Origin of the sequence: Sphingomonas sp. RB1R13 (genome assembly GCF_036663775.1) — a bacterium.
Lineage (GTDB): Bacteria > Pseudomonadota > Alphaproteobacteria > Sphingomonadales > Sphingomonadaceae > Sphingomicrobium.
In genome coordinates this window covers 885,001-909,773 of record NZ_JAXOJM010000001.1, presented here as the reverse complement: position 1 = coordinate 909,773, position 24,773 = coordinate 885,001, and the positions used below count along the sequence as shown (strand labels likewise).

Sequence of the window (24,773 nt, the reverse complement as noted above, 5' to 3'; positions counted from 1 at the left end):
TGTTGAGAGCCATTCCATGACCATCGACCAGCGCCTCGCCGAGCTCGGCATCACCCTTCCGCAAGCCGCCGCCCCCGTCGCCGCCTATGTGCCGACGGTCGAGGTGGGCGGCCTGCTCCACGTCTCGGGGCAAATCTCGTTCGCCGAGGATGGCAGCCTGATGAAGGGCCGGCTCGGCGACGATGTCGATCTCGATGCCGGGATGGCCGCCGCGCGCCGCTGCGGGATCATGCTGCTGGCCCAGATCAAGGCCGCGTTGGGCTCGCTCGACCGGGTCGAACGGATCGTCAAGCTGGGCGTGTTCGTCAATTCGACGACGGATTTCACCGACCACCCCAAGGTCGCCAATGGCGCCAGCGAGCTGATGGTCGAGGTGTTCGGCGAGGCCGGCAAGCATGCCCGCGCCGCGGTCGGGGTCGCCGCCCTCCCGCTGGGAGTCGCGGTCGAAGTGGATGCGGTCGTCGCCATCAAGGCCTGAGCCTCTGACGCCTCCCGCGGCGGGCTTCGCGCATCGCGGACTTCATGTCGCGGGCGTGCCCGAGAACAGCATGGCCGCATTTCGCGCCGCGATCGCACTTGGCGCCGGGATCGAGTGCGACGTCCAGCTTTCGGCCGATGACGTGCCGGTCATCGTCCACGACGCCGATCTCACCCGCCTGTGCGGCGATCCCGCCCGCGTTGCGAACCTCAGTGCCGCCGCGCTTGCCGGCAAGCGCCTCTTCGGCACGACTGAAACGATCCCGCGCCTTGCCGACCTGCTGATGATCGCCGCCGGGCGCACCCCGCTGCTGATCGAGATCAAGACCGATTCGGGCAATGCTGCCCGCCTCACCGCTGCTGTCTGCCGCACGCTCGGCGCTCGTCCCGGCCCCGTCGGTATCATGAGCTTCGACCCGCGAGTCGGCGCGTGGCTCGCCCGCCACCGTCCCGATCTTCGCCGCGGGCTGATTTTGTCGGGGCGCGAGCAGGGCTTCGCGCGTTGGGCCAGGATGCTCGTGTCGCGTCCCGATTTCCTTGCCTTGAGCGTGCCCGATCTCGCCGCACCATGGGTCAGCCGATCGGGGCTGCCGGTCTATGTCTGGACGATCAGCGACGCCGTCGGCCGCGCCTGGGCGGGCCCGCGCTCGAGCGCGCTGATCTGGGAAGCAGATGGCCGACCGTGATTCGGAAATCCTCGCCCGGCTCGGCCCCTCGGTCGGTTCGGTCGAGGCGTGGGACAGCCTAGCCCCCGCCGATCCGTTCATGGCCCGCGCTTTCCTCGCCCTGCTCGAGGACAGCGACAGCGTCGGCGGGCACAGCGGCTGGACCCCCGCGCCGATCCTGATCGATGCTCCCGACGGCAGTCTCGCTGCCGCTGCCCCGGCTTATCTGAAGGCGCACAGCCAAGGCGAATATGTGTTCGATCATGGCTGGGCCGAAGCATGGCAGCGCGCGGGGGGCGATTATTATCCCAAGCTGCAGATCGCGGTCCCGTTCACCCCCGTCCCGGGTCGCCGCCTGCTCGGATCACGCTCGCAGGCGCTGATCGCTGCCGCCGAAGCGATTACCGTCCAGAACCAGCTAAGCTCGGCCCACGCCACCTTCATCGACCCGCTCGAAGTGGCCGAGTTCGAGGCCCGCCGCTGGCTGATCCGCGACGGCATCCAGTACCACTGGTTCAACCGCGACTATGCCAGCTTCGACGATTTTCTCGGGAGCCTCGCCAGCCGCAAGCGCAAGGTCATCCGCAAGGAACGCGCCGCCGCGCGCGAGGGGCTGGAGTTCGTCGCGCTTCGCGGGACCGAGATTGGCCCACACGAATGGGCCGCGATGTGGCGCTTCTATCAGGACACCGGCAACCGCAAATGGGGCCGCCCCTACCTCACCCGCGCCTTCTTCGAAGGGCTCGGGGCGGCGCTCGGTGACCGGGTGCTGCTATTGCTCGCGCTGCACGACGGGGATCCCGTCGCGGGCGCGCTCAACCTGATCGGCGACGACACGCTCTACGGCCGCTACTGGGGCTGCGACCGCGAAATCCCCTTCCTCCATTTCGAGCTGAGCTATTACCAGGCGATCGAGTGGGCGATCGCGAATGGCCTCAAGTCGGTCCAGGCCGGCGCGCAGGGCGAACATAAGCTGGCGCGGGGCTATGAGCCGGTCGTGACCCACTCGGCGCATTTCCTCCCCAACCCCGACTTCCGCCGCGCGGTCGCGGCCTTCGTGGAGGGAGAACGCGACGCGGTGCGGCAGGAGCTGGATCTCTTGCGGGGGATGCTGCCTTACCGGCGCTCAGGATCCGAATAGACCCCGATCTCGCGGCCATTGGCGCTCGCTCGTCCGCGATACATTCCCGGCGTCGTGAACCCCCACGCCGCCTCGCCCGCAGGCGTCACTGCGATCAGCCCGCCGGTCCCGCCAAGGCTCGCCACATCGGCCAGAACCGCGTCGATCGCTTCCTGCAGCCCTGCCCCCGCCAGCCGCATCCGCGCGCAGACTTCATGCGCCCCAACCGCGCGGATGAACGCCTCGCCGAGCCCGGTTGCCGACACTGCGGCGGCGCGATCGTCGGCATAGGTGCCCGCCCCGATCAGCGGCGAATCGCCGATCCGGCCCCAGCGCTTGGCGGTCAGCCCGCCGGTCGAGGTCGCCACCGCGACATGGCCGTGGACGTCGCACGCCACTGCGCCGATCGTGCCAAATTTGACCTCGGCGTCGAACTTTCCCCCCGCTGCCAATATCCTGTCGAGCTGGGCCTTGCGCTCGGGGGTGACGAACCAGTCGTTTGCGACCTGCTCCAGCCCGTGCACCGCCGCAAACCGGTCAGCCTGGTCGTAGGTCAGCAGCACGTGGGGCGTATGCTCCATCGCCGCCCGCGCCGCGCTTACCGGCGCGCGGGTCGTGGTCAGCCCGGCGACCGCCCCGGCGCGTCGGTCCGCCCCGTCCATGATCGCGGCATCGAGCTCGACCCGCCCCTCGGCGGTCAGCACGCTCCCGCGCCCGGCATTGAACGCCGGATCCTCCTCCAGCACCCGCGCCGCGGCCTCGACCGCATCGAGCGCGGACCCGCCACCGGCCAGCACCGCGCTGCCGGCATCGAGCGCCGCGCCAAGCCCGGCCCGCGCGCACTCCTCCTGCTCGGGGGGCAAATGGTCGGGCCGCATCGCGCCGCAGCCGCCGTGAATGACAAGGGTCCAGCTCATCGCGCCGCCCTAGCCCAACTCCCCGGCAGGACGCCACTTGACTCTTCATACATCACGATACTAATATGATATCAATTAAAGGGGGAGACCTACCGTGTCCGATTCGCCATCCATGTCCGATTCGACTCAATCCGCGCTTAACGCCAGCCGCGAACGGCCCGCCGCGACGATCAGCGGCTATGCCATGCTGCTCGTCCTGCTGCTGCTGATCGTGCTGCAGGTCTTCGGTGTGATCAGCCTTGCTTCCGACCGCTTTGGCGCAATGCCGATTGCCAGCGTCATCCTCGGCCCGATCGGGCTTATCCTGATCGCGCCGGGCTTCTACATGCTCCAGCCCAACCAGGCCGCCGCGCTGACCCTGTTCGGCGCCTACAAGGGCAGCGACCGGGCCACCGGACTTCGCTGGACCTGGCCGTGGCTGATGAAGAAAAAAGTCTCGGTCCGATCGAACAACGTCATTTCGGACAAGATCAAGGTAAACGACCTGCGCGGCAACCCGATCGAGATGGCGGCGCAGATCGTGTGGCGCGTGATCGACACCGCCCAGGCGTTGTTCGACGTCGACGATTACAAGGCGTTCGTCATGGTCCAGGTCGAAGCCGCGGTCCGCACCATCGGCTCGCGCTATCCCTATGACGATTTCGAGCATCAGGAAGTCACGCTGCGCGGCAATCACGACCAGGTCGGGGTCGAGCTTCGCGCCGAGCTCATCGCCCGGCTGGCGGTCGCCGGGATTACGGTCGACGAATGCGGCTTCACTCACTTGGCCTATGCCCAGGAAATCGCCGGGGCGATGCTCCGCCGCCAGCAGGCGCAGGCTGTCGTCGCGGCGCGCAAGACGATGGTCGAAGGCGCCGTCGGCATGGTCGAAATGGCATTGGAAATGCTCTCGGCCAAGAATGTCGTCGAGCTGGATGACGAGCGCCGCGCGGCGATGGTCTCGAACCTGATGGTCGTGCTGTGCGGCGAACGCGATGCGCAACCGATCGTCAACGCCGGCTCGCTCTACCAGTAATGAGCGCGCGCAAGTCCTTCCCCCTCCGCGTCGACCCGGCCCTGTGGGGCGCGGTTGAGCGGCTGGCGGCGTGCGACCTGCGCAGCGTCAATGCCGAAGTCGAATATCTGCTGCGCGAGGCATTGCGTGCGCGCGGCGTGAAATTGGGGGATCCGCTTCCCGTGAAGCGGGGTCGCCCACCCAAGGAGGATTGACATGAGTTTCTTGCTTGCCGCCCTGTTGGCGACGACCGCGCCTACGCCCACGGCGACATCCGCCGCGCCGATATCCCGCCCGCTGACCGCCGGCCCGACCGCCGCCCTCGCCGGAACGCTGGCCATGCCCGTCGGCCGTGCGCGCGCCACGTTGCTGATCATCCCCGGCTCGGGCCCGACCGACCGCGACGGCAATAATGTGATGGGGGTCGCCGCCGCGCCTTATCGCATGCTCGCCAGCGACCTTGCGGCGAGAGGTATCGCCACCGTCCGCATCGACAAGCGCGGAATGTTCGCCAGCAAGGCTGCGGGCAATCCGAATGCCGCGTCGATCGCGCTCTACGCGCGTGACACCGCCGACTGGGTCGCCGCGACCCGCCGCGCCACCGGCGCCAGATGCGTCTGGCTTGCGGGCCACAGCGAAGGCGGGCTCATTGCGCTGGTCTCGGCGCATCAGCCGGGCATCTGCGGGCTGATCCTGATCGCCGCTCCCGGCCGCCCGCTGGGACAGATCATCCGCGCCCAGTTGCTGGCCAACCCCGCCAACGCCCCGCTGCTGCCCCCGGCGCTGGCCGCGCTCGACCAGCTCGAAGCGGGCAAGCATGCCGACCTTGCGAAGATGCACCCGGCGCTGGCGAAGGGCCTGTTCAACCCCAAGGTCCAGGATTATCTGATCGAGGCCTTCCGCTACGACCCTGCCGCGCTGGCAAAGGGCACGACCGTTCCCCTCCTCATCGTCCAGGGCGAGCATGACATCCAGGTGTCGCGCGCCGACGCCGACCGCCTCGCCTCTGCCCAGCCGCGCGCGAAGCTCGCGGTCATCGCGGGGATGAACCACGTCCTGAAAATTGCCCCCGCCGACCGCGCCGCCAATGTCGCCACCTATGCCGACCCGGCGCTGCCGCTTGCGCCGGGCCTGGTCGACGCCATCGTCGGCTTTGTCACGGGTGCGAAGAAATGAGCGACGGCCCGATCTGGTTTGCGCCCAAGCGTTACGGCTATGGCGCCGGCTTGCCGATTGCCTGGCAGGGCTGGCTGGTGATGGCGCTGTTCATGGCGGTAACGATCGCTGCGGCAATCCTGTTCGCCGATCGCCCGCTCGTCCTTGCTGCCGTACTCGTGCCGGCGGTCATCCTGCTCGTCATCCTTTGCGCCCGGACGACCCGCGGCGGCTGGCGCTGGCGCTGGGGCGGCGAGGACTAGCCCCGCCTACCTCAACGCCGCGTCGAGCAGTTTCGCCAGCCGAAGCCCACCCGCTACCACTTGCCGCCGCGCGACCGGGATCAGCCGCTGCACCATCGCCTCGTCCATCACCGGGCGCGGGCCCTTGGTTTCCACGCACGGATCGGCGAACATCGCGCCATAGGCACTGTCGTGCGACACGCGCCAGCTGTCGCGGCTCCAGTCGGTGACCTCGCCCGCGACCAGCGCCCTCCGCTCGCTCCGCGGGGTCGAGCGGATCAGCCCCATCACCCCGCCTGGCGGTGTCGAGATCGAGCGTTCGGCAAGATAGCCGTCCCAGATCATATGCAAGTTCGCCCGCCCGGCGATCACGCCATAGCTTGCGGTCACCTTGTTGCCGCCAAGGTCGTGGCGGTCGCCGGCGTGAAGCGGCTGCGACAGGTCCCCGACGAAGTGGGTCAGGAACGCCAGCGCCTGGATCCGGTCGGCCAGCGGCAGCGATCGATCGGCCAGCCGCGCCTGCTGGCGTATGATCTGCGCCGACACGCAATTGCCGTCGGCGCACGGCGTCTTGAGGTCGAACGGCTTGCAGATGTCGACGTTCTGAAAGTGCCAGTTATAGGCATAGCCGAAGCGCGCCTTGCCCGCCGCGTCCTTCAATGGCTTGATGCAGTCGGCCCAGGTCGATGCGCTCGCCATGTCGCTGACCGGGCATTCGGGGGTTCCCAGCAAGGCGCCGTGGCGAAGCAAGGCGTTCAGCTTCGCGCGGGTCGTCGCGCGCACTTCGGCATAGGCGATCTTCGCCACCGTCTGATGGCCATATTCCCAATAGGCCGACGCCGGCGTGGCAAGGATCAGGGCGGGGACAAGCGCCAGCAGCAGCGCAGCGATCCGCGCAAGTAATTGATGAGGCATCGTACCGCCCTACCGCCTCCCCGTTGCAATGGGGAGACGGCGGCGCGACGAATTTAGCGAAACGCGACGAACAGCGCGGCGCCGATCGCGACCGCGGCTAGCGTGATGGCGACCTTCGCCATGTTTCCGAGGTTGGGGCCCCCGCCATTGCGAATGATCGGGTCCCACACGAATGGCGGATGGCTGGCGTCGCGATAGGGGCCGTCGAAGCATAGCGCGAACTGGAAGCTGGCCCCGGTTCCCCCATTTTTGTTGGTCAGGAACAGCGTCGACTGATCCTTCGACACGCGCCCGTCGAACCCCGCGACGGTGGCGCCCGCCGCCGGGCAAGTCGGGCTGGGCGCAATCCCGAAGGCCTGGGCGAAGGTCGGCCGGAACATCAGTCCCGGGGGCACGTCGCTGAGGAAGAACTCGATGTCGAAATTGCCGGCGTTCTTGTCGAAGATCAGCGTGTCATGATCCTGCTTGCCACCCTTGTCGTGATAATTGGCGTTCATCGAATAGTCGAACCACGGCGCGTCCTGACGCTCGATGGCGGTGATGCCGACACTGACTTTCTTCGCCGTCTTGGGCGTCGGTGTGGCGTGGCTGCTCGTCTGCTCGGTCATGGCATTCCCCCTCATTTCATCGCGGCGAGATAGTCCGGATAGCGATAGCCGATGCGGTCGAGCCGCGCGGCGAGCGGGCGCACGGCGGCCTGGTTGCCAAGCCGTCTGTACAAGGACGCCCGGCGCGCCAGTACGGGCGGTGTTTCGGCGTCGCCCGGCGGCAGATCGGTCAGCGCCGCCTGCCACTGGGCCCGCGCCCCGCCCGCGTCGCCGCTCCGCACCAGCACGTCGCCGAGCAGCGAGCGGAGCTGCGCCAGCTTGCCACGACTATTGCTGTTGGTATCGCCCTGTGTGGTTCGCGCCGGGATGGCGTCGCGCGCCGCCGCTTCGGCCTCGCCGATTGCCCCCGCTTCCAGCGCCAGCCGACCGCGCGCCAACGCGCAGGCACGGCGAAGCGCGTCGTTCCAGCCGACCACGCTGCGGTCGCGGGCGATCAGCCGCGCGGTCGAATCGCAGCCGTCACGCGCCGCGCTCGCCGCCGCGTCGCGCTGCCCGTCGAAGCGCAACTGGTCGGACAGGTCGAGCTGGGCCCAGGCGGCATCCTCCAGCCACAGGCTGTTGCCCGGTTCGGTCGCGATCAGGGCGTTGGCGATAAGGATCGCCTGGCGGAGCTGCGCAATCCCGGCACCAAGCTGGCCGCGACTGGCCAGCAGCCGGCCCAGCGCCCGCCGCGCCACCACCATCTTCTCGCGAATCGCCGCGTCGCTCGTCCACCGCTCGGCCAGCACCAGCTCGCGCTCGCGGTGCGTGATCGCCTCGTCGAGCTGGCCGGTCCCCTCCTGCGCCTCGGCTAGCCAGGCGTGCGATTCGATCAGTGATTTCTGGAGGTCGGCATTGCCCGGTTGTGCCGCCGCCAGCGCCTCGGTCGCGACAAGCCCGCTCTGGAAGGCTGCGCTCGCCTCGACAAAGCGCCTTTGTTCGATCAGCAGCGTCCCCAGATTGCTGTCAGCATAGGTCCCCTCCAGTCGATATTTGGGATTGTCGGGAGCAATCTGGATCATCCGCTGGGCGAGCCTCTTATACTCGCGAAATGCCTTCGCGCCCTCGTCGATCTGGCCGCGCTGCCACGCGATCTGGCCGACCCAGAAGATATTCTGCGCCTGATCGAACAATCGCTGGCTATTGTTGGGGTCGCGCCGCAGCTGCTCGGTGGTGCTCGCCAGCGCCTCGCGATAGCGTTCCAGCGCCCCGCCCAGATCACCCCGCGTATTGGCGATCTCGCCCATCATCGTCAGCGCGCGCGATCGCTGCGCCAGCGCCTCATCGCTCAGGCTCGCCTTGTCCTGATGCTCGTAATAGCCAAGCGCCCTGCTCCCGACCGAATCGAGCGCGTCCAGCCGCCCGAGCGGCTCGAGCTTGCCGCGCAAATCGCCCAGCATGAAGCCGACCAGCCCCTCGGCCTCGCGGCGCTGCTCGCGCGCTTCGTTGCGGGCATGATAGGCGACCACGGCCAGCGTCGATGTCAGCGCCATCCCCGCCAGGCTCGCGCTCGCGATCCACCGCAATCGCTGGTGCCGCCGCGCCGCATCGCGCCGGACCAGCTCGTCGAGCCCGACCCCCAGCATGCCTGCGACGATCTTGAGGAAGCCCAACCGCCGCCCGTCGCCGCCGTCGCGAAAATCGGCCGCGATCGGTTCCGCGCGGGCCTTGGTCGGGCGCCCGCGCTTGTCATATTTGTGGCGCAGCGCGGGGGGGAAACATTCCTCCGCCTCGCGCCCCGCCATTTCGCTGGCGAACGGCTCGCCCGCGATGATCGCCGCCAGCACGCAGCCGTCGGGACGGAGCTTCTTGAAGCTGTCGATCTCGGCCCCGGTCCAGCGCGACACGGCGGCGGCCGGCGAGCACAGCACCACCAGGAAGCGCGACTCTGCGATGGCGTCGCGGATCATCGCGCCAAGGTCACCCGACGCGGCCAGTTCGTGGCGGTCGCGGAAGATCGGGTTGAGCCGCGCCGGGATCGGCCCGTTGGCGGTCACCTTGCCGACCAGCGCGCGCGGCACGCGATATTTCTCCAGCCCCTCGTGGAGCCATTTCGCGAACTCGGCGTCCTTGTGGCCATAGCTCAGGAAGGCGCAATATCGATACGCGCGACTTTCGGGAGCGGGGGCAACCGCCGGCAGCACTTGCCGTGGGCTCAGTCCGGATCCGTCGGCCACCGCTTAGCCCTTCCGAGTCGGTTGATCGACATTAACATTGTCGGGGGCGTTCACCGAGTCTGCAACACCGGCTTTGCGCTTGGCCCCCGCGCCGCCTATATCGCGGGCATGTCCTCGCTTCGTCCGTGGCGCCATATCGAGCGCCGTAAGTCCCGCCAGATCATGGTCGGCACTGTCGCCGTCGGCGGCGATGCCCCCGTCACCGTCCAGACGATGACCAATACCCCGACCTCCGACGCGGCGGCGACGATCGCCCAGATCCGCCGCTGCGAGGAGGCCGGGGCCGACATCGTCCGCGTGTCCTGCCCCGACAAGGAATCGACCGCCGCCCTGCGCGAGATCGTGCTGGCGGCCAAGGTGCCGATCGTCGCCGACATCCATTTCCACTACAAGCGCGCGCTCGAGGCCGCCGATGCCGGGGCGGCCTGCCTGCGCATCAATCCGGGCAACATCGGCTCGGCCGAACGCGTTGCCGAAGTCGTCGCCGCGGCCCGTGCCAATGGCTGCGCGATCCGCATCGGGGTCAATGCCGGCAGCCTGGAAAAGGACCTGCTCGAAAAATATGGCGAGCCCTGCCCCGAGGCGCTGGTCGAAAGCGCATTGGACCATATCCGCCTGCTCGAGGATCATGGCTTCCAGAATTACAAGGTCGCGGTGAAGGCCTCGGACCTGTTCCTTGCGGTCGCCGCCTACCAGCAGCTGGCCGACCAGGTCGACTGCCCGCTCCACCTCGGCATTACCGAGGCCGGCGGGCTGATCGGCGGCACGGTCAAGTCGGCGATCGGCATGGGCTCGTTGCTGTGGGCCGGGATCGGCGACACCATCCGCGTTTCGCTTTCGGCCGAGCCGGAGGAGGAAGTCCGCGTCGGCTACGAGCTGCTCAAATCGCTCGGCATCCGCAATCGCGGGGTGCGTGTCGTGTCGTGCCCGTCGTGCGCGCGGCAGGGGTTCGATGTCATCCGCACGGTCGAAAAGCTTGAACTCGCGCTCCAGCATATCCGCACCCCGCTCTCGCTCTCGGTCTTGGGCTGCGTCGTCAACGGCCCCGGCGAAGCGCGCGAGACCGACATCGGGCTGACCGGGGGCGGCAATGGCAAGCATATGGTCTATCTGTCGGGGATCACCGACCATGTCGTCCAGGACGAGGGCATGATCGAGCACATCGTCCGGCTGGTCGAGGCCAAGGCCGCCGAGATCGAGGCCGGCGCCATCGCCGCGCCCGGAACGCCAATCCTCGCGGCCGCGGAGTAACTGGTAAGCTTTTCGCAAGGTTGCCCGTTTATCCCCGGAGCAATGGAGCGGTTCATCTTCTTCGTGCTGATATTCGCCGTCGTCGTCGGACTGGCGGCCCCCAATGGCCATTCGAGCCAGGCCCAGCTCAACCAGCAGATATTGGTCGACGCCAATGCGTCCGCCTCGGCGGCGAGTGGATCGGCCGATGAGACCGCCATGTCGCCCGCCTATGGCGGCGAGACCGAACTTCAACGCGGGCCGGGCGGACATTTCTACACCGCTGCCAGCATCAACGGCCAATCGCTGCCGTTCGTCGTCGACACCGGCGCCACCTCGGTCGCGCTGACGGTCGATGCGGCGCGGGCGGCGGGCATCTACATCGATCCGTCGAGCTTCACCGTCGTCGGCACCGGCGCATCGGGCGCGACTCGCGGCACGCGGGTGACCATCAGCCACCTCGAAGTCGCCGGGCGCACGGTCGACAATGTCGACGCCGTCGTGCTCGAAGGGCTGGAGATCAACCTCCTCGGCCAGTCGGTCCTGTCACGCTTCGGCAGCATCGAGATGAAGGGCGACAGAATGATGCTTCGCTAGCGAAGCAGATTCAAAGACGTGCTTCGCTAGCGAAGCAGATTCTCAAAGATCCGCTGCGCTGGCGTCGCGCGACCAATTCGTTCAGGCGGTCCGCCATGACCGCGCCGCTCCACGCCCCGCTCAAAGCCTATGGCGCCGCCATCGCCGGGATCGGGCTGTTCTCGGTCATGGACATGATCATCAAGGTATTGGTGATCGACATCGGCACTTACTCGACGATGGTCTATCGCTCGATCTGCGGGGCGATATTGGCCAGCCTGGTCGCAGTGATACTCAGGCCGGGACGGCCGACCGGGCCCGCGCTCAGGCTCCACGTCCTGCGCGGGGTGATTGCCGCGGCCATGTCGTTCCTGTTCTTCTGGGGGCTGGGCCGAGTCCCGATGGCGCAGGCGGTCGCGCTCAGCTTCATCGCTCCGCTCCTCGCGCTCGTCCTCGCCGCGCTGGTCCTGCGCGAACCATTGGGGCCAAAGGCGATCGCCGCCTCGCTGCTCGCCGCGCTCGGCGTGGTGGTCATCTTCGTCGGCCAGGCGCAGGCCGACCTTGGCCCCGATGCCTTGCTCGGCAGCGGCGCGATCCTCGTCTCGGCGGTCATTTATGCGTGGAATATCGTCATCATGCGCCAGCAGGCGCTGGTCGCCAAGCCGGTCGAGATTGCGCTGTTCCAGAACCTCGTCTTCTGCGCCACGATGCTGGCAACGGTGCCGCTCGTCGGCGTGCCGCCTTTGCCGGCCGGGCATGTCACCGAACTGCTGATTGCCGCCGTCCTCGCGCTCGGCTCGCAGCTTCTCCTCGCCTGGGCCTACGCCCGCGCCGGCGCCGCTTACCTCTCGAGCACTGAATATTCGAGTTTCCTGTGGGCGATGGCGCTCGGCTGGCTGCGCTTCGGGGAGCCCGTGTCGCTATTCACGTTGGCCGGCGCCGCGCTGATCCTGATCGGCTGCTGGATGGCGGCGCGCGCGACCGAACATCCCACGCTGGAGGCTAGCGCGTAGTTTGTTTGAAGAACTGTGCCAGCCCGGACCTCCACCCGGCCAACCCAGTCAGTGTATTCTATGGGTTGGCCGGGTGGGGGTGCGGGCTGGCACAGAACCCGAGAAGCGCAACAAACGCCCTAGTTCGACGCGAGCACGTTGATCGTCAGCGCCAGCACGCCAAGATTGAAAAAGAACCCCGCGACGCAGTGGGCGGTGACCACCTTGCGGAAATGCGGTGACGTCACCTGCACGTCCGACGTTTGTACCGCGACCCCCAGAGTGAAGGCGAAATAGACGAAATCGGCGAAGTCGGGCTCGGCGTGGTCGCCGGGGAAATCTAGCCCCGCGCAATCCTTGCCGCCGTCGTCGGTCGAATAATAAAGGTGCGCGTAATGGAGCGTGTAGACCAGATTGCCGAACACCCACACGGTGACCAGGCTGGCGGCGATGAAGACTTTGTCGACCATCGCGATCTTGTCCGGGCCCGACATCATGCTGACCATCGCCGTCAGGATGACCAGCGTCAGGATAAAGCTTAGCACCAGCAGCTGAGTGCGATTGGCGTCATTCTCGTTGGCGATCTTGCGCAATTCCTTGGTCGTGCGGCTGAACGCGACCGATGTGCGCGCGAAAAACACCAGCGCGGCGAAGTCGAACCCCGCCAGCAGCGCCCGCTCCCAGCCCAGCAGGGCGAAGCCGGCCGCCCAACCGATCACCAGTGCGGCGAAGAACCATCGGAACAGGGGCGGGATGAGGCGATTGCCGCCGGACGCTCGTTTTGTCATGAGGCTGTATCGGCACCGCTTCCGCCAAGCGCAAGGACCCAATCACCAATGGCATGGCTGCTGCTCATCATCGGCGGAATGTTCGAAGTTGGCTTCACCACCTCGCTGCGGTTCGTCGACGGCTTTCGCAACCTGCCGTGGACGCTCGCCTTCCTCGTCTCGGTGACCTTGTCGATGGGCCTGCTCGAGCGCGCTGCCCGGGTCATCCCGATGGGTACCGCCTATGCCGTGTGGGGCGGGATCGGCGCGGTCGGCACCGTCGCGGTCGGCATGGCTTTGTTCGACGAGCCCGTGAACACGGCCCGCATCCTGTTGATTTTATTGATCATAGCGGCCATCGCCGGCCTGCGCCTAACCGCCTGATCTAGAACAACTTTATCGCTCTTCGATACCGTGTCCCAGCGTGTCGCCTTCTACCGTTGCCGACCCATCAGCGGCGCGACTTCGGGGGTCTCCTCGATCGACCGCGGGAAGCGCGGGACGACCAGCGTCCGGCTCGCCTGCTCATAGGCAAAGCCGAGCGACAGGATCTTCGCATCGCTCCACTTCGCCCCCATGAAGCTCAGCCCGACCGGGAGTCCGTGCACCGCCCCCATCGGCACCGTCAGGTGGGGATAGCCGGCAACCGCGGCCAGGCTGCCTGCCCCGCCGCCCGCGATCTGGTCGCCATTGACGGCATCGATCTTCCATGACGGCGGCATCGTCGGCCCGACCAGCGCATCGAGCCGGTTGGCCTTGAGCATCTTGTCGATCCCGTTGACCCCGGCGGCGGCAAGGCTGGTCGCGCGGGCGAGCTTGTAGGCGGGGTCGGCCAGCCCCTTGGTCTTCTGCGCCTCGACGAATGTTTCCTGCCCGAACAGCGCCATCTCCTGTCCGGCATGGGCAGTGTTAAAGGCGATGACGTCGGCCAGCGTCCGGGTCGTCACCGCCGGCGGAGTAGTCGCAAGATAGGCGTTGAGTCCGGCTTTCAACTCGGCATGGAGCACCTTGGTTTCGTTGCCGCCGATCGCCTTGTCGTCGAAGCTCTTGATCTCGACCAGCGTCGCGCCCTGCGCCTTGAGCACCGCCAGTGCGGCGTCGAACGGGGCATCGGTGCCGAAGCCGGCGGCAAAGCGCATCACCCCGATCCGCGCGCCCCGCAGTGAGTTGGTGCTGAGCGCGGCGGCGAAATTGGCGCGGTGGGCATCGGCCTCGCGAGTGGCGGGATCGGTCGGATCGCTACCGGCGATGACGCTGAGCAACATCGCGGCCTGCTGGACGGTGCGGGTAATCGGCCCGGCGGTGTCCTGGCTGGCGCTGATCGGGACGATCCGGCTGCGGCTGACCATGCCGACGGTGGGCTTGAATCCGACAACCCCGTTGACTGCGGCGGGGCAGGTGATCGATCCGTCGGTCTCGGTGCCGATGGCAAAGTCGACTTCGCCCGCCGCCACTGCCGCGCCCGACCCGCTCGACGAACCGCACGGATTGCGATCGAGCGCGTGGGGGTTGCGAGTCTGGCCGCCGACCGCACTCCAGCCGGAGATCGAGTGGGACGAGCGGATATTGGCCCATTCCGACAGGTTGGTCTTGCCCAGGATGACCGCCCCCGACGCGCGCAGCCGGGCGACGAGCGGGGCGTCGCGATTGGTGACATTGTCGATCAGCGCAAGGCTTCCGGCGGTGGTCGGCAGCGGCCCCATCGCTTCGATATTATCCTTGATCAGCACCGGTACCCCGACCATCGGCCCGCGCAGGCCGCTGGCATCGACTTGCCGTGCCTGGGCGATCGCGGTCGGATCGAGCGAGATGACGGCATTGATCAGCGGGTCGATCCGCTGGACCCTGGCGATAGCGGCGCGAGTCGCGTCTTCGGCGGGCCCTGCGGCGATCGCGGGGGCGGCCAGCAAGGTGGTGACGAGGAGAGCAGGGCGCAGGAAAGCAGTTGGCAGGCGGCTGTTGGTCACGCGGACACTCCCGTTGGTCGAAAAAATCACTGCCGTCATGCCAGTTTCATCTTTGCCCCGCCAGTCACGGAGCAATCCGCTCCACGACCATTGGCTGTCCATCATGATCCGCACCGCTTTGCTTGCCTCGACCAGCCTGTTCCTCCTGCCCGTCGCGGCGATCGCGCAGGACGCGCCGACCCCGCCATGGGCGGTGCCCGTGCCGGCCGGCGAGGCCCCGAGCGGTCCGCGCGCTTCGTCCCCGCCAAGCGACGCGGCGGCGAGTGATTCCCCCGACGCGGGCGAGGACGGCGGCGACATCGTCGTCACCGGGCAGAAGCCGCGCGGGTCGGTGGTCGGTGACATTCCGCCCGAAAATATGCTGTCGAGCCGCGACATTCGCGCGACCGGGGCGACCAGCATCACCGAATTGCTCGCGGCGATCGCGCCCCAGACGGGCAGCGCGCGGGGGCGGGGCGACAGCGGCGGCCCGGTCATCTTGCTGAACGGCCAGCGCATCTCGGGCTTCCAGGAAATCCGCGACTTGCCACCCGAAGCGATCGAGCGGGTCGAGATATTGCCCGAGGAAGTCGCGCTGAAATATGGCTATGCGGCCGACCAGCGGGTAGTCAACATGGTGCTTCGCCAGCGCTTCCGATCGACTGCGGGGCGCGCCGATGCCGGGACCGCGACCGATGGCGGCTATCTGAACGGGCTGGCCGACGTGTCGCGGCTCAAGATCGAGAAGAATGGCTGCACCTCGATCACGCTTCACGCCGAGGGGAATAGTGCGCTTCGCGAGAATGAGCGCGAGATTGCGTTGCAACCGTTGCCGACCCAGCCAGCGCCGATCGATCCGCGCGATTATCGCACGCTCGTCGGGACGCAGCGGATGGTGCGCGGCAACGTCACGCTCAACCGCACCGTGCTCGGCGACGCGTCGGGGACGTTGACCGCCGAGGCGACCCATAGCGAGGGGCAGAGTCTGTTCGGGGTGCCGACGGGCGGACTCGCGATCCCCTCGACCAGCCCGTTTGCGAGCGAGGGGTCGAGCGTGCTGCTGGCCTATCCCGGGCTCGGCGCGCTGACCCGCAACACGACGAATGATACGGCTCACCTTGGCGCCTCGCTCAACGGGGCGAAGTCGCGCTGGCGTTATTCGGCGACGGGGACGGCCGACATCACGCACAGCGTGACGCGCAGCGACCGGGGGCCGGACCTTTCAGCAGCCCAGGCGCGAATCAACGCCAATGACCCGACGCTCGATCCCCTGGGGTCGCTTGGGGCGCCAGCGCTGTTTGCGCGCGATCGCGGGGCTTCAACGAAGAAATCGGCGGGGATCGACGGGACGCTCAACGGTCCGCTGGCGACGCTTCCGGCGGGTCGCGCCAATGTCACGCTCAAGGCCGGGGTCGACACGCTGGCGTTCGACAGCAGCGCCAGCCGGGCGGGGACCGTCACCGGCGCGAATCTCAATCGCAACCATGCGACGGGATCGGTCAACATCGACCTGCCGATCACCAAACGCGGTGGGGCTGGCGGGGCGATCGGGTCGCTGACGCTCAACGCAAATGCCGAGGTCGAGCATTTCTCCGACTTCGGGACGCTGACGACGCTGGGGGCGGGTGCCAACTGGACCCCGTCGCCGCGGCTCAACCTGGTCACGAGTTTCACTCGCGAAGAGGGCGCGCCGTCGATCAACAATCTGGGCGACCCGATCCTGGCGACGGCGGGGACGCAAGTGTTCGACTATGTCAGCGGGCGCACCGCGATCGTCACCGCGACCACGGGGGGGAATCCGGCGCTGATCGCTGATCGCCGCAACGTGCTCAAGGTCGGCGCCAACTGGCAGCCATCGGAGAAGACCGACCTCAAGTTCAGGATCGACTATGTCACCTCGCGGCTGACCAATCCGGTGCAGACCTTTGCCGGGCCGAGCGCGGCGCTCGAGGCGGCCTTCCCGAGCCGGTTCACGCGCGATGCCGGGGGCAACCTCACCGCGGTCGACTTCCGGCCGGTCAATTATGACAGCGCGCGCAACGACACGGTACGAATCGGGTTCGACTTCACCAAGCCGCTCAAGAGCAAGCGGCCGTCGCAATCGACGATTGACCAGCTGCGCCAGATGGCGGCGGCGCGGGGCGTGACCTTGCCCGGGCCTGGTGGTCCGGGTGGGCCGGGTGGCGGCGGCGATCGCGGGGATCGGGGCGGCGGACGCGGCGGCGGCGGATTCGGTGGACCCGGGGGAGGACAGCGCGGGCGGCTGACCTTCTCGCTGACCGACACTGTCACGCTGGTCGACAAGGCGGTCATCCGGGCTGGCATCGCGCCGCTCGACTTCCTCCATGGCGACGCCAGCACCGGGGGCAGTGGCGGTGGCCGGTCGCGCCACCAGGTCGAGGCGCAGGCGGGCTATTTCAACAATGGCTTTGGGTTACGCCTGTCGGCCAATTACCGGACCGCGACCGATGTCAGCGGCGGCCAGAACGGCGACCTTCACTTCGGCTCGCTGGCGACCTTCGACCTGCGCCTGTTCGCCAATCTGGGTGACAATCTGGCCAATGTTGTCAAGCACCCGTGGATGCGCGGCACGTCGATCCGGCTGGAAGCAACCAATATCCTCAACGAGAAGCAGCGGGTCAGCGACCGCTTCGGCTTCATTCCCACGGGCTATCAGCAGGATTTGCTGAACCCGCTCGGGCGGACGGTGAGCATCTCGATCCGCAAGCTGTTCATTCCGGCGCGCTTCTTCCAGCGTCCGCGAAATTAACCCTTCGACTGCTGCTCGCGCTCGATCGCCTCGACGATTACCTTCTTGGCGGCGGCGGCATCGCCCCACTTGCCGATCCGGACCCATTTCTCTGGCTCGAGATCCTTATAGTGAGTGAAGAAATGCTCGATCTGGCGGAGCACGATCGACGGCAGATCGGTCGCTTCCTCGATATCGGCATAATATGGGGTTGTCTTCACTTCGGGCACGGCGAGCAATTTCTCGTCGCCACCGGCCTCGTCCTCCAGAAACAGCACGCCGACCGGGCGGCAGCGAATCACGCTGCCCGGCATCAGCGCCCAGCGGTTCATGACGAGGCAGTCGATCGGGTCGCCGTCGCCGCCCAGCGTCTGCGGCACGAAGCCGTAATTGGCGGGATAGCGCATCGGGGTGTGGAGGATCCGGTCGACGAAAATCGCGCCCGACACCTTGTCGAGTTCATACTTCACCGGCTCGCCGCCGATCGGGACTTCAATCAGGACATTGATGTTGTGCGGCGGGTTCGAGCCCGCGGGGATGAGGTCGATGTTCATGGGTCGGGGGCTCTAGCCGGTCGGACGGCCAGAGCAACCCCTTCATCTATCTGTCACAATCGAATCAACGTGATAGCTTCACCGCGGCGCCAGCAGTGTGTCGAGCGCGCCGACGCCCTTGCCGACTTTCTCGAATCGCGGATAGCGGAGCCCACCAGCGTAGGGGATGGCGATCGTGCGAACCTCGTCGCCGCGCTTGACGATCAGGCTGAGCGGCGTGGATCCGCCCTTGGCAGCGGTGATCGCCTCGCCCAGCACGTCGTCGGTGTAGGCGCGGCCATTGACCGAGACGATTTCGGCTCCGTTGGCGAGCCCGGCGGTGAAGGCGGGAAAGCCCCAGCGGACATTGCCGATCTTGGCCTTGGCGACGGTGAAGCCGAGCGAATAGCTGTAATCGGCCGATTTGCGCGCTTTGAAGATTGCCTTGGCGGCGTCGGTCGGCTTGTCGGTGTAGGTCAGGCGATAGCCCGACTTGGTGAAGCCATCGAGCGGCGCCTTGGGATTCACGTCATAGACCCGCGCCTTGAGGAAACCCGCCCAGTCATAGGGCGCGACGGTGTTGAGCGTGCGGACGACATCGTCGAGCGTGTAGGTCACTTCGCCATAGTCGCCGTCGTTGATGCCAAAGAAGGCGCGCGCAAAATCGTCCATCCCGCGCTTGGCCCCGGTGCGCTCGCGGATGATCGCGTCGGCCTCGGTCCAGATCAGCAGGCCCTCGTTGTAATAATCCTCGGCGCGCTGGTAGCTCGACCAGGGTTGGGCACTGCGCCTCGACATGATCGGGTCATTGGTGGTGTCGACCAGCGGGCGCCACTGGCGACCGGGAAGATTGTCGAGCCCGGCGGCGATCAGCGCCAGCTTGTCGAGCACTTGCTGCTTGGTCGAAAGCCCCGAGCGGGCTTCGAGGACAAAACCCCAGAACTGGGTCTGGCCTTCATAGACCCACAGCAGGCTGTCGCGCATCGGGGTACGGTAGTCCGGGGTCCACAGGTCAGCGCCTCGGCGAAACTTGCCGTCCCAGCTGTGGGTGAATTCGTGCGGCAGCAAATTGTGGTCGGCAAGGCTTGCGGACCAGTCGGTGAAATAGCCGGGATCGTTCTGATTTTCGGAACTGCGGTGATGCTCGAGCCCGATCCCGCCCATCCGGTCCGTTACCGCGTGGAGGAAATCATAATGGTCAAAGTGGCGCGCGCCGAACAACTTGACCGCCTGCGTGGCAAGCTCGCGATGCTTGGCAAGGACATCGGGCGGAATCACCAGTTCCTTGGGGCTGTCGGCGACGGTGTTGAGGGTTACCCCCTGGCCAAGGTCGTCGACGCGGAAATATTTGCCCGCGAACACCGGCGAATCGACCAGCACTTCATAGCTGACGACGCCATAGTCGATCTTGTTGGCAAGCGACGTCGCGGTCGGGCGAAGCGCGGTTGCCGCTTTCCATCCGGCGGGGAGCGTCAGGCTGGCGCGGACCGGAATCTGGCGGACGAAATAGCCGGCCGGGTATAACGACACCGCGTTCCACTGGACGTTCGACATTTCGCGCGTGACGACGATGCGACCCTGATCGTCCGAGGTTGGCGAGAGGTAGGAAAAGCGCGCCTCGACCGAGCTTGCCCCGGCGGGCACGTCGAGGTGGAAGGCGAAGACGTCGACCGGGTCGCGGACCCACTTCAGTTCCTGCCCACCGGCAAAGAAGCGCATGCCCGCAAGCTTGTCGATCTGCCCGCTCGGCGAATGATTGCCCGGGAGCCATTTCGGCAGCAGCAGCGTCAGCGGGCCCGGGCCGGCGACAGGGATCGTCTCGACAACATCGATCACGCCATGGTCGAGATCGGTTGCGGTCACCGCAAGATCGATCGTTCCGGGATAAGCGATATCGCGCGGCGGCGGGATGGTGTCGACGATCGGCACGGGCTGCGGCGCGCTGTTGGCGGCAACCAGGCAAGTGGATGACAAAAGGGCGAAGGCGAGCATGGCGGCTCGCGGCGCGGTGACGCTGGACATGGGGCGACGCTAGCCAGTGCCGCGCGTCCTCGCTAGTGGCGTTCGACCAATGGCTGTTTCCACACCCCAACCCGTTCGCGGCACCCAGAGCATGATCGGCGAGCAGGCCGACCGCTTCGCGCAGGTCGTCGCCACCTTCGACCGCGTTCGCCGCCTCTATAGCTTCAAGCGGATCGAAGTGCCGGTGATCGAGCCGACCGCAGTGTTTGCGCGCACGATGGGCGAGACGACCGATGTCGTGTCGAAGGAAATGTATTCGTTCGACGACCGATCAGGCGAATCGATCACGTTGCGGCCCGAGTTCACGGCGGGAATCTGCCGCGCCTATCTTTCGGAGGGCTGGCAGCGGTTCGCGCCGTTGAAAGTTGCGACCCATGGCCCGGCATTTCGCTATGAGCGGCCGCAGAAGGGCCGCTTCCGCCAGTTCCACCAGCTCGATGCCGAAGTGATCGGATCGGCCGAACCCGAGGCCGATGTCGAATTGCTGGCGTTCGGGGCGCAATTGCTTCGGGAACTTGGGATTTCGGGGGTGAAGCTCAAGCTTAACACGCTTGGCGATGTCCAGAGCCGCGATACGTGGCGGGCGCAGCTGGTCGAGCATTTCGCCAGCGTGCGCGGCCAATTGTCCGAAGACAGCCAGGCGCGGCTCGACAAGAACCCGCTGCGCATTCTCGACAGCAAGGATCCGCGCGACCGGCCCTTCGCCGACAGTGCGCCGCCGATGGTGCTGACCAGCGAGGCCGAGGATTTCTTTGGCGCGGTCAAGGCCGGGCTCGAGGCAGCGGGAGTCGATTACGAGATCGCCCCGCACCTGGTGCGCGGGCTCGATTATTACCGCCACACCGCGTTCGAGTTCGTCACCGACCAGCTCGGCGCACAAGGGACGGTGATTGCGGGCGGGCGCTATGACGGGCTGATTGAACAGCTCGGCGGGCCGCACACGCCTGCAGTCGGCTGGGCGGCGGGGATCGAACGGTTGGCGATGCTGATCGAGACGCCTTCGTTCGAAAAAGCTGGCGTGGCGGTCGTAGCCGAAAACGAAGCGCGCGAGCGAGACGCAATCGTCTTAACCCAGCGCTTTCGTGAAAACGGGATTGCGGCAGAAGCTCACGTCACCGGCAATCCGCGCAAACGGTATCAAAGAGCAATAAAGGACAATCCGTGTGCAATTGTGTCGCTCGATTTTCGCGACGGCTTTCCTACGACGGGGATGAAAGCGCTGGCGGATGATCCTCAAGTCGCGGCTGCGGGTGCTGTCTACGACGAGTATCGACGGGACATTGCATGAGCATTTCCTCCGAACGGATCGCGTTGATCGAGGCCAAGAAGCACGAGCTGTCCGAAGCCATGTCGGCGGGCAATCTCGCGCCCGACGACTTTGTTCGGCTGTCGAAGGACTATGCCGCGATCGAGCCGGTCGCCGCGGCTGCTCGCGAAGTGCGTCGCCTGCGGGCCGAGCGCGAGAGCCTGGCGACCATGACCAAGGATGCCGACGAGGAACTGCGGGCAATTGCGCAGGAGGAATTGCTCGAGATCGAGGTGAAGCTACCCCTCGCCGAGCGCGCGCTGGCGGTGCAATTGCTGCCCAAGGACAGCGCCGACGAACGCGCCGCGATGCTCGAAGTCCGCGCCGGGACCGGGGGCGACGAGGCGGCGCTGTTCGCGGGTGACTTGCTGCGCATGTACCAGCGATTTTCGGAAGAGCGCGGCTGGCGGTTCGAGCTGATCTCGGCCTCGTCCGCCGATGTCGGCGGCTACAAGGAAGCGGTCGCCTCGATCACCGGCAATGGCGTGTTCGCCCGGTTGAAGTTCGAAAGCGGCGTGCACCGCGTCCAGCGCGTTCCGGCGACCGAAAGCGGCGGGCGAATCCATACGTCGGCGGCGACCGTTGCGGTGCTGCCCGAGGCCGAGGAAGTCGATGTCGTGATCAACGACGCCGACCTGCGGATCGACGTCTATCGCTCGTCGGGACCCGGCGGCCAGTCGGTCAACACCACCGACAGCGCCGTGCGAATCACCCATTTGCCGACCGGGCTGGTGGTCATCCAGCAGGACGAAAAGTCGCAGCACAAGAACAAGGCCAAGGCGCTCAAGGTGCTGCGGACCCGGCTCTACGAACTCGAGCGCTCGCGGCTCGCCAATGAACGCGCCGGCACGCGCAAGTCGATGGTCGGGTCGGGCGACCGGTCGGAGCGGATCCGGACCTATAATTTCCCGCAGGGGCGCGTCACCGACCACCGCATCAACCTGACGCTGCACAAACTTGACGCGATCCTCGAGGGTCCGGGGCTCAACGAGCTGACCGAGGCGCTGATCGCCGAGGACGAGGCCGACCGGCTCGCCAGCCTCGACGAGGAATGAGCCCGATCAACAAGGCGCTGGCGAGGGCGAGCCAGCAGCTTGCCGACGTCAGCGACACCCCGCGACTCGACGCCGAGCTGTTGCTCGCCGCGGCGCTTGGCATTGGCCGCGACCGGCTACTGCTCGACCCGCCGCCGATCGCACCAGCGCAATTTGCGGCGATGCTCGAGCGTCGGCTGGCGGGAGAGCCCGTCGCATACATCACCGGGCATCGAGGTTTCTGGAACATCGATCTCGAAGTCGGTCCCGGGGTGCTGATCCCGCGCCCTGACAGCGAGACGCTGATCGCGGCGGCGGTCGAGCATTTTGCCGGTACGACGGGGCCGAAACGGATCCTCGACCTCGGCACCGGACCCGGCACGCTGCTGCTCGCCGCGCTCGACGAATGGCCGCGCGCGACCGGGCTGGGGGTCGATTTCTCGCCCAACGCGCTCGAATATGCGCGGCGCAACGCCACGCGGTTGGGGCTGGCCGATCGCGCCGAGCTTCGGCTGGGCGACTGGGCCGATGGCGTTGACGAAGCCTTCGACCTCGTCCTTGCCAATCCACCCTATGTGGCGCGCGATGCGGTACTCGGGGCCGGGGTCGCGGAGCATGAGCCGCGTGAGGCGCTGTTCGCCGGCGACGACGGGCTTGATGCCTATCGCCGTCTCGCCCCGCAGCTCGGCCGGTTAATCGCGCAGGGTGGCCTCGCGGCGATCGAGATCGGCCACGACCAGGGCGAAAGCGCCGCAGATGTGCTTGGACAAGCCGGGCTTTTCAGTCGCTTGGCACGCGATCTGGCGGGCCGTCCGCGGGCCCTGTTGGTCGCAAGATGATAAAGTCCTTGCATAATTTGGGACACTTCGATTAAATCGCGCACAGGGCCGGGGCCGCTCCAGACATACCGAAGAGCTCGCGCCGACCCACCCCCGACGACATCCGCTCGCGATGCTTATGCTCGCAGCAGGTCAGCGGCGGCCGTGCCGATGCACGACCGTGCTGCTTTGGAGGGAACGGACTTCTTGCCGCAGGACAAGGATCGGCGCGCATAGCGCCTGTGCCACAAGGACAGACTCTTTGATCAACAATCGTCAGCAGAACGGTGGCCGCCGTCGCGGCCGCGGTGGACAGCGTCCCCAGGGAATGTCGGGCAACAGCAGTGGCGGCAACGCCCGCGACCAGCGTCAACGTGGCAATGCGGCGCAGCTGCTCGAAAAATACAAGAGCCTGGCGCGCGATTCGCAGCTCGCCGGTGACCGCGTCCAGACCGAATACTGGCTGCAGTTCGCAGACCATTATTTCCGCGTGCTGGGCGAAAGCCGCGCCAAATACGACGAGCAGCGCCGCGCCCGCGGCGAGAGCGTCGACGATGATTACGACGAGGATGGCGAAGGCTATGACGGCGACGACGACGGCGATGAGCCCTCGCAGCAGCCCCAGCAGCCCCAGCAGCAGCAGCAGCCGCAGCGCGAACAGCCGCGTCGCCAGCAGGAAGGCGATCGTTATGAACGTCAGGACCGCCAGCAGCAGCAACAGCCGCGCAACGATCGCTATGAGCGCCAGGACCGGCCAGAGCGCCAGGCTGAACGCCAGGAGCGCCCCGAGCGCCAAGAGCGCCCGAATCGTGCAGAGCGTCCCGAGCGTCAATCCGAACGCCAGGAGCGCCCGCCGATCCAGCAGCAGCCGCGCGAGCGTGTCGAGCGTGCCCCGCGTGCGGACGCCGTCGAGCAACCCGAGCGGGCGCCGCGCGCCGACCGGCCGCGCATCCGCCGTGATCGCCAAGTCGAGAGTGACGGAGGCGGTGAGCGAATCGCATTCGACGTGATCCCGCCTGCAATCGGAGCAGTATCGGCGCCTGACGTGCCGGCTAACGACATGGTCGAGGAGGCGCCCGCGCCGCGCCGCCGCGTTCGTCGTGCCCGTCCCGAAGGCGAAGCGGACGCCGCGCCCGCCGCGTAATCTGGCTATACGAATAGGCAGGACAGGTCGGTGGGGTTCGCTCCGCCGGCCTTTTCTGTGCGGCCGCTGTTATGCGGCTGGAGGATCGACCGGGCGAGGCCGCGCCTGCTCGTCGATCGCGACAAAGGTGAAGACGCCCTCGGTTACCTTGACCTCGGTCTCGCCGCGGTCGCGCGCCGCGATGACCTCGATGCGGATGGTCATCGACGTGCGGCCCACGCGCTCGCACACCGCAAAGACCGAAATGAGGTCGCGCAGGTGGATCGGGCTGATGAACTCCATCCGCTCGATCGCGACGGTGGCGACCGAGCCTTGCGCCCGCCTGCTCGCGACGATTCCCGCGGCGATATCCATCTGGCCCAGGATCCAGCCGCCGAAGATATGACCGTTTGCGTTAATGTCGCTCG

Annotated in this window: 25 protein-coding genes and 1 pseudogene (1 of these 26 running past the window's edge); 17 read left to right on the top strand and 9 right to left on the bottom strand. The window is 66.9% G+C overall.

Annotated elements, in window-relative coordinates; translation table 11 throughout:
- The first annotated feature begins 16 nt into the window (after window positions 1–16).
- From U1700_RS04345 to U1700_RS04335, 3 genes are read left to right on the top strand one after another with little or no spacing between them, the layout of a single operon-like run.
- Window positions 17–478, top strand: a complete 462-nt coding sequence (locus tag U1700_RS04345; protein ID WP_332750454.1) for a RidA family protein — start codon at window positions 17–19, stop codon at window positions 476–478.
- The gene (locus U1700_RS04340; protein WP_332750452.1) at window positions 396–1,163 is read left to right on the top strand and encodes a glycerophosphodiester phosphodiesterase family protein; all 768 of its coding nucleotides are present in this window, start codon (window positions 396–398) and stop codon (window positions 1,161–1,163) included. Before U1700_RS04345 ends, U1700_RS04340 begins: the two co-directional genes overlap by 83 nt.
- Window positions 1,150–2,283, top strand: coding sequence for a GNAT family N-acetyltransferase (locus tag U1700_RS04335; protein ID WP_332750450.1), 1,134 nt, complete (start codon window positions 1,150–1,152; stop codon window positions 2,281–2,283). Before U1700_RS04340 ends, U1700_RS04335 begins: the two co-directional genes overlap by 14 nt.
- On the opposite strand, the gene U1700_RS04330 is transcribed toward U1700_RS04335, so the two are convergent.
- Window positions 2,259–3,179: an isoaspartyl peptidase/L-asparaginase family protein gene (locus tag U1700_RS04330; RefSeq protein WP_332750448.1), complete on the bottom strand. Its 921-nt coding sequence runs from the start codon at window positions 3,177–3,179 to the stop codon at window positions 2,259–2,261. The genes U1700_RS04335 and U1700_RS04330 overlap by 25 nt on opposite strands.
- 112 nt (window positions 3,180–3,291) lie before the next feature.
- Here U1700_RS04330 and U1700_RS04325 point away from each other — a divergent pair, with 112 nt between their 5' ends.
- Genes U1700_RS04325 through U1700_RS04310 form a run of 4 tightly spaced genes read left to right on the top strand, consistent with a single transcriptional unit; the run spans window position 3,292 to window position 5,591 of the window.
- Entirely contained in the window at window positions 3,292–4,194 is a 903-nt protein-coding gene (locus U1700_RS04325; RefSeq protein WP_332750446.1) for an SPFH domain-containing protein, read from the top strand.
- The gene (locus U1700_RS04320; RefSeq protein ID WP_332750445.1) at window positions 4,194–4,388 is read left to right on the top strand and encodes a toxin-antitoxin system HicB family antitoxin; all 195 of its coding nucleotides are present in this window, start codon (window positions 4,194–4,196) and stop codon (window positions 4,386–4,388) included. Before U1700_RS04325 ends, U1700_RS04320 begins: the two co-directional genes overlap by 1 nt.
- A gap of 1 nt (window position 4,389) precedes the next feature.
- Window positions 4,390–5,349: an alpha/beta hydrolase gene (locus U1700_RS04315; RefSeq protein WP_332750444.1), complete on the top strand. Its 960-nt coding sequence runs from the start codon at window positions 4,390–4,392 to the stop codon at window positions 5,347–5,349.
- Window positions 5,346–5,591 (top strand): hypothetical protein, encoded by a 246-nt coding sequence (locus U1700_RS04310; protein WP_332750442.1) that lies wholly within the window; start codon window positions 5,346–5,348, stop codon window positions 5,589–5,591. The genes U1700_RS04315 and U1700_RS04310 overlap by 4 nt, the downstream gene beginning before the upstream one ends.
- A 6-nt stretch (window positions 5,592–5,597) precedes the next feature.
- Here the strand turns inward: U1700_RS04310 and U1700_RS04305 are convergent, their stop codons facing one another.
- From U1700_RS04305 to U1700_RS04295, 3 genes are read right to left on the bottom strand one after another with little or no spacing between them, the layout of a single operon-like run.
- On the bottom strand, window positions 5,598–6,485 hold the full coding sequence (locus U1700_RS04305) for a S1/P1 nuclease (protein WP_332750440.1): 888 nt from the start codon (window positions 6,483–6,485) through the stop codon (window positions 5,598–5,600).
- Between the two features lie 53 nt (window positions 6,486–6,538).
- Window positions 6,539–7,093 carry a hypothetical protein gene (locus U1700_RS04300; RefSeq protein WP_332750438.1) on the bottom strand — a complete coding sequence of 185 codons (555 nt, stop codon included), beginning with the start codon at window positions 7,091–7,093 and terminating at the stop codon, window positions 6,539–6,541.
- An 11-nt stretch (window positions 7,094–7,104) separates the two neighbouring features.
- Entirely contained in the window at window positions 7,105–9,249 is a 2,145-nt protein-coding gene (locus U1700_RS04295; protein WP_332750436.1) for a TIR domain-containing protein, read from the bottom strand.
- A 108-nt stretch (window positions 9,250–9,357) separates the two neighbouring features.
- On the opposite strand from U1700_RS04295, the gene ispG reads away from it, so the two are divergent.
- The 3 genes from ispG (at window position 9,358) to U1700_RS04280 (ending at window position 12,068) form a co-directional block, all read left to right on the top strand.
- The gene (gene ispG, locus U1700_RS04290; RefSeq protein WP_332751128.1) at window positions 9,358–10,500 is read left to right on the top strand and encodes a flavodoxin-dependent (E)-4-hydroxy-3-methylbut-2-enyl-diphosphate synthase; all 1,143 of its coding nucleotides are present in this window, start codon (window positions 9,358–9,360) and stop codon (window positions 10,498–10,500) included.
- Window positions 10,501–10,542: 42 nt separating this feature from the next.
- The gene (locus tag U1700_RS04285) at window positions 10,543–11,076 is read left to right on the top strand and encodes a retropepsin-like aspartic protease family protein (RefSeq protein WP_332750434.1); all 534 of its coding nucleotides are present in this window, start codon (window positions 10,543–10,545) and stop codon (window positions 11,074–11,076) included.
- A 95-nt stretch (window positions 11,077–11,171) separates the two neighbouring features.
- Window positions 11,172–12,068: a DMT family transporter gene (locus U1700_RS04280; RefSeq protein ID WP_332750433.1), complete on the top strand. Its 897-nt coding sequence runs from the start codon at window positions 11,172–11,174 to the stop codon at window positions 12,066–12,068.
- Window positions 12,069–12,187: 119 nt separating this feature from the next.
- On the opposite strand, the gene U1700_RS04275 is transcribed toward U1700_RS04280, so the two are convergent.
- Window positions 12,188–12,835, bottom strand: a complete 648-nt coding sequence (locus U1700_RS04275; protein WP_332750431.1) for a DUF1345 domain-containing protein — start codon at window positions 12,833–12,835, stop codon at window positions 12,188–12,190.
- Between the two features lie 48 nt (window positions 12,836–12,883).
- Here U1700_RS04275 and U1700_RS04270 point away from each other — a divergent pair, with 48 nt between their 5' ends.
- A complete protein-coding gene (locus U1700_RS04270) occupies window positions 12,884–13,198 on the top strand; it encodes a DMT family transporter (RefSeq protein ID WP_332750429.1) in 315 nt (104 codons plus the stop codon).
- A gap of 50 nt (window positions 13,199–13,248) precedes the next feature.
- Here U1700_RS04270 and U1700_RS04265 read toward each other — a convergent pair whose 3' ends face one another.
- Entirely contained in the window at window positions 13,249–14,820 is a 1,572-nt protein-coding gene (locus U1700_RS04265) for an amidase (RefSeq protein WP_332750427.1), read from the bottom strand.
- Between the two features lie 64 nt (window positions 14,821–14,884).
- Here U1700_RS04265 and U1700_RS04260 point away from each other — a divergent pair, with 64 nt between their 5' ends.
- A complete protein-coding gene (locus U1700_RS04260; RefSeq protein WP_332750426.1) occupies window positions 14,885–17,530 on the top strand; it encodes a TonB-dependent receptor in 2,646 nt (881 codons plus the stop codon).
- Here the strand turns inward: U1700_RS04260 and ppa are convergent.
- Window positions 17,527–18,063 (bottom strand): inorganic diphosphatase, encoded by a 537-nt coding sequence (gene ppa, locus U1700_RS04255; protein ID WP_332750424.1) that lies wholly within the window; start codon window positions 18,061–18,063, stop codon window positions 17,527–17,529. The two genes, U1700_RS04260 and ppa, sit on opposite strands and share 4 nt — an antisense overlap.
- A gap of 78 nt (window positions 18,064–18,141) precedes the next feature.
- The gene (locus U1700_RS04250; protein WP_332750423.1) at window positions 18,142–20,064 is read right to left on the bottom strand and encodes a M61 family metallopeptidase; all 1,923 of its coding nucleotides are present in this window, start codon (window positions 20,062–20,064) and stop codon (window positions 18,142–18,144) included.
- 49 nt (window positions 20,065–20,113) lie between these two features.
- Here U1700_RS04250 and hisS point away from each other — a divergent pair, with 49 nt between their 5' ends.
- From hisS to U1700_RS04225, 5 genes and pseudogenes are all read left to right on the top strand, one after another.
- Entirely contained in the window at window positions 20,114–21,352 is a 1,239-nt protein-coding gene (gene hisS / locus U1700_RS04245) for a histidine--tRNA ligase (protein ID WP_332750421.1), read from the top strand.
- Complete coding sequence (prfA, locus tag U1700_RS04240; protein ID WP_332750420.1) at window positions 21,349–22,425, top strand: peptide chain release factor 1; 1,077 nt, start codon at window positions 21,349–21,351, stop codon at window positions 22,423–22,425. Before hisS ends, prfA begins: the two co-directional genes overlap by 4 nt.
- Window positions 22,422–23,243 (top strand): peptide chain release factor N(5)-glutamine methyltransferase, encoded by an 822-nt coding sequence (gene prmC / locus U1700_RS04235; RefSeq protein WP_332750419.1) that lies wholly within the window; start codon window positions 22,422–22,424, stop codon window positions 23,241–23,243. The genes prfA and prmC overlap by 4 nt, the downstream gene beginning before the upstream one ends.
- A 112-nt stretch (window positions 23,244–23,355) precedes the next feature.
- Window positions 23,356–23,673 (top strand): annotated as a pseudogene (locus tag U1700_RS15570) (DUF4167 domain-containing protein); the annotation flags it as partial.
- 555 nt (window positions 23,674–24,228) lie between these two features.
- Entirely contained in the window at window positions 24,229–24,366 is a 138-nt protein-coding gene (locus U1700_RS04225) for a hypothetical protein (protein ID WP_332750417.1), read from the top strand.
- 69 nt (window positions 24,367–24,435) lie between these two features.
- Here U1700_RS04225 and U1700_RS04220 read toward each other — a convergent pair whose 3' ends face one another.
- Window positions 24,436–24,773, bottom strand: partial view of an acyl-CoA thioesterase gene (locus tag U1700_RS04220; RefSeq protein WP_332750415.1) — the 3' portion only. It continues 43 nt past the right edge of the window; 338 of the gene's 381 nt are visible here — the last part of the coding sequence; its start codon lies off the right edge, out of view — the gene reads right to left on this strand; its stop codon occupies window positions 24,436–24,438.

Excerpts from the sequence above, each read along its gene's own strand:
- U1700_RS04320 (WP_332750445.1), top strand. The coding sequence starts at position 4,194 with ATGAGCGCGCGCAAGTCCTTCCCCCTCCGCGTCGACCCGGCCCTGTGG.
- U1700_RS04285 (WP_332750434.1), top strand. The coding sequence starts at position 10,543 with ATGGAGCGGTTCATCTTCTTCGTGCTGATATTCGCCGTCGTCGTCGGA.
- prmC (WP_332750419.1), top strand. The coding sequence starts at position 22,422 with ATGAGCCCGATCAACAAGGCGCTGGCGAGGGCGAGCCAGCAGCTTGCC.
- U1700_RS04340 (WP_332750452.1), top strand. The coding sequence starts at position 396 with ATGCCCGCGCCGCGGTCGGGGTCGCCGCCCTCCCGCTGGGAGTCGCGG.
- hisS (WP_332750421.1), top strand. The coding sequence starts at position 20,114 with ATGGCTGTTTCCACACCCCAACCCGTTCGCGGCACCCAGAGCATGATC.
- U1700_RS04260 (WP_332750426.1), top strand. The coding sequence starts at position 14,885 with ATGATCCGCACCGCTTTGCTTGCCTCGACCAGCCTGTTCCTCCTGCCC.
- U1700_RS04330 (WP_332750448.1), bottom strand. The coding sequence starts at position 3,179 with ATGAGCTGGACCCTTGTCATTCACGGCGGCTGCGGCGCGATGCGGCCC.
- ppa (WP_332750424.1), bottom strand. The coding sequence starts at position 18,063 with ATGAACATCGACCTCATCCCCGCGGGCTCGAACCCGCCGCACAACATC.
- U1700_RS04345 (WP_332750454.1), top strand. The coding sequence starts at position 17 with ATGACCATCGACCAGCGCCTCGCCGAGCTCGGCATCACCCTTCCGCAA.
- U1700_RS04250 (WP_332750423.1), bottom strand. The coding sequence starts at position 20,064 with ATGTCCAGCGTCACCGCGCCGCGAGCCGCCATGCTCGCCTTCGCCCTT.
- U1700_RS04310 (WP_332750442.1), top strand. The coding sequence starts at position 5,346 with ATGAGCGACGGCCCGATCTGGTTTGCGCCCAAGCGTTACGGCTATGGC.
- prfA (WP_332750420.1), top strand. The coding sequence starts at position 21,349 with ATGAGCATTTCCTCCGAACGGATCGCGTTGATCGAGGCCAAGAAGCAC.
- U1700_RS04325 (WP_332750446.1), top strand. The coding sequence starts at position 3,292 with ATGTCCGATTCGACTCAATCCGCGCTTAACGCCAGCCGCGAACGGCCC.
- ispG (WP_332751128.1), top strand. The coding sequence starts at position 9,358 with ATGTCCTCGCTTCGTCCGTGGCGCCATATCGAGCGCCGTAAGTCCCGC.
- U1700_RS04270 (WP_332750429.1), top strand. The coding sequence starts at position 12,884 with ATGGCATGGCTGCTGCTCATCATCGGCGGAATGTTCGAAGTTGGCTTC.
- U1700_RS04280 (WP_332750433.1), top strand. The coding sequence starts at position 11,172 with ATGACCGCGCCGCTCCACGCCCCGCTCAAAGCCTATGGCGCCGCCATC.
- U1700_RS04305 (WP_332750440.1), bottom strand. The coding sequence starts at position 6,485 with ATGCCTCATCAATTACTTGCGCGGATCGCTGCGCTGCTGCTGGCGCTT.
- U1700_RS04300 (WP_332750438.1), bottom strand. The coding sequence starts at position 7,093 with ATGACCGAGCAGACGAGCAGCCACGCCACACCGACGCCCAAGACGGCG.
- U1700_RS04335 (WP_332750450.1), top strand. The coding sequence starts at position 1,150 with ATGGCCGACCGTGATTCGGAAATCCTCGCCCGGCTCGGCCCCTCGGTC.
- U1700_RS04265 (WP_332750427.1), bottom strand. The coding sequence starts at position 14,820 with ATGACGGCAGTGATTTTTTCGACCAACGGGAGTGTCCGCGTGACCAAC.
- U1700_RS04315 (WP_332750444.1), top strand. The coding sequence starts at position 4,390 with ATGAGTTTCTTGCTTGCCGCCCTGTTGGCGACGACCGCGCCTACGCCC.
- U1700_RS04275 (WP_332750431.1), bottom strand. The coding sequence starts at position 12,835 with ATGACAAAACGAGCGTCCGGCGGCAATCGCCTCATCCCGCCCCTGTTC.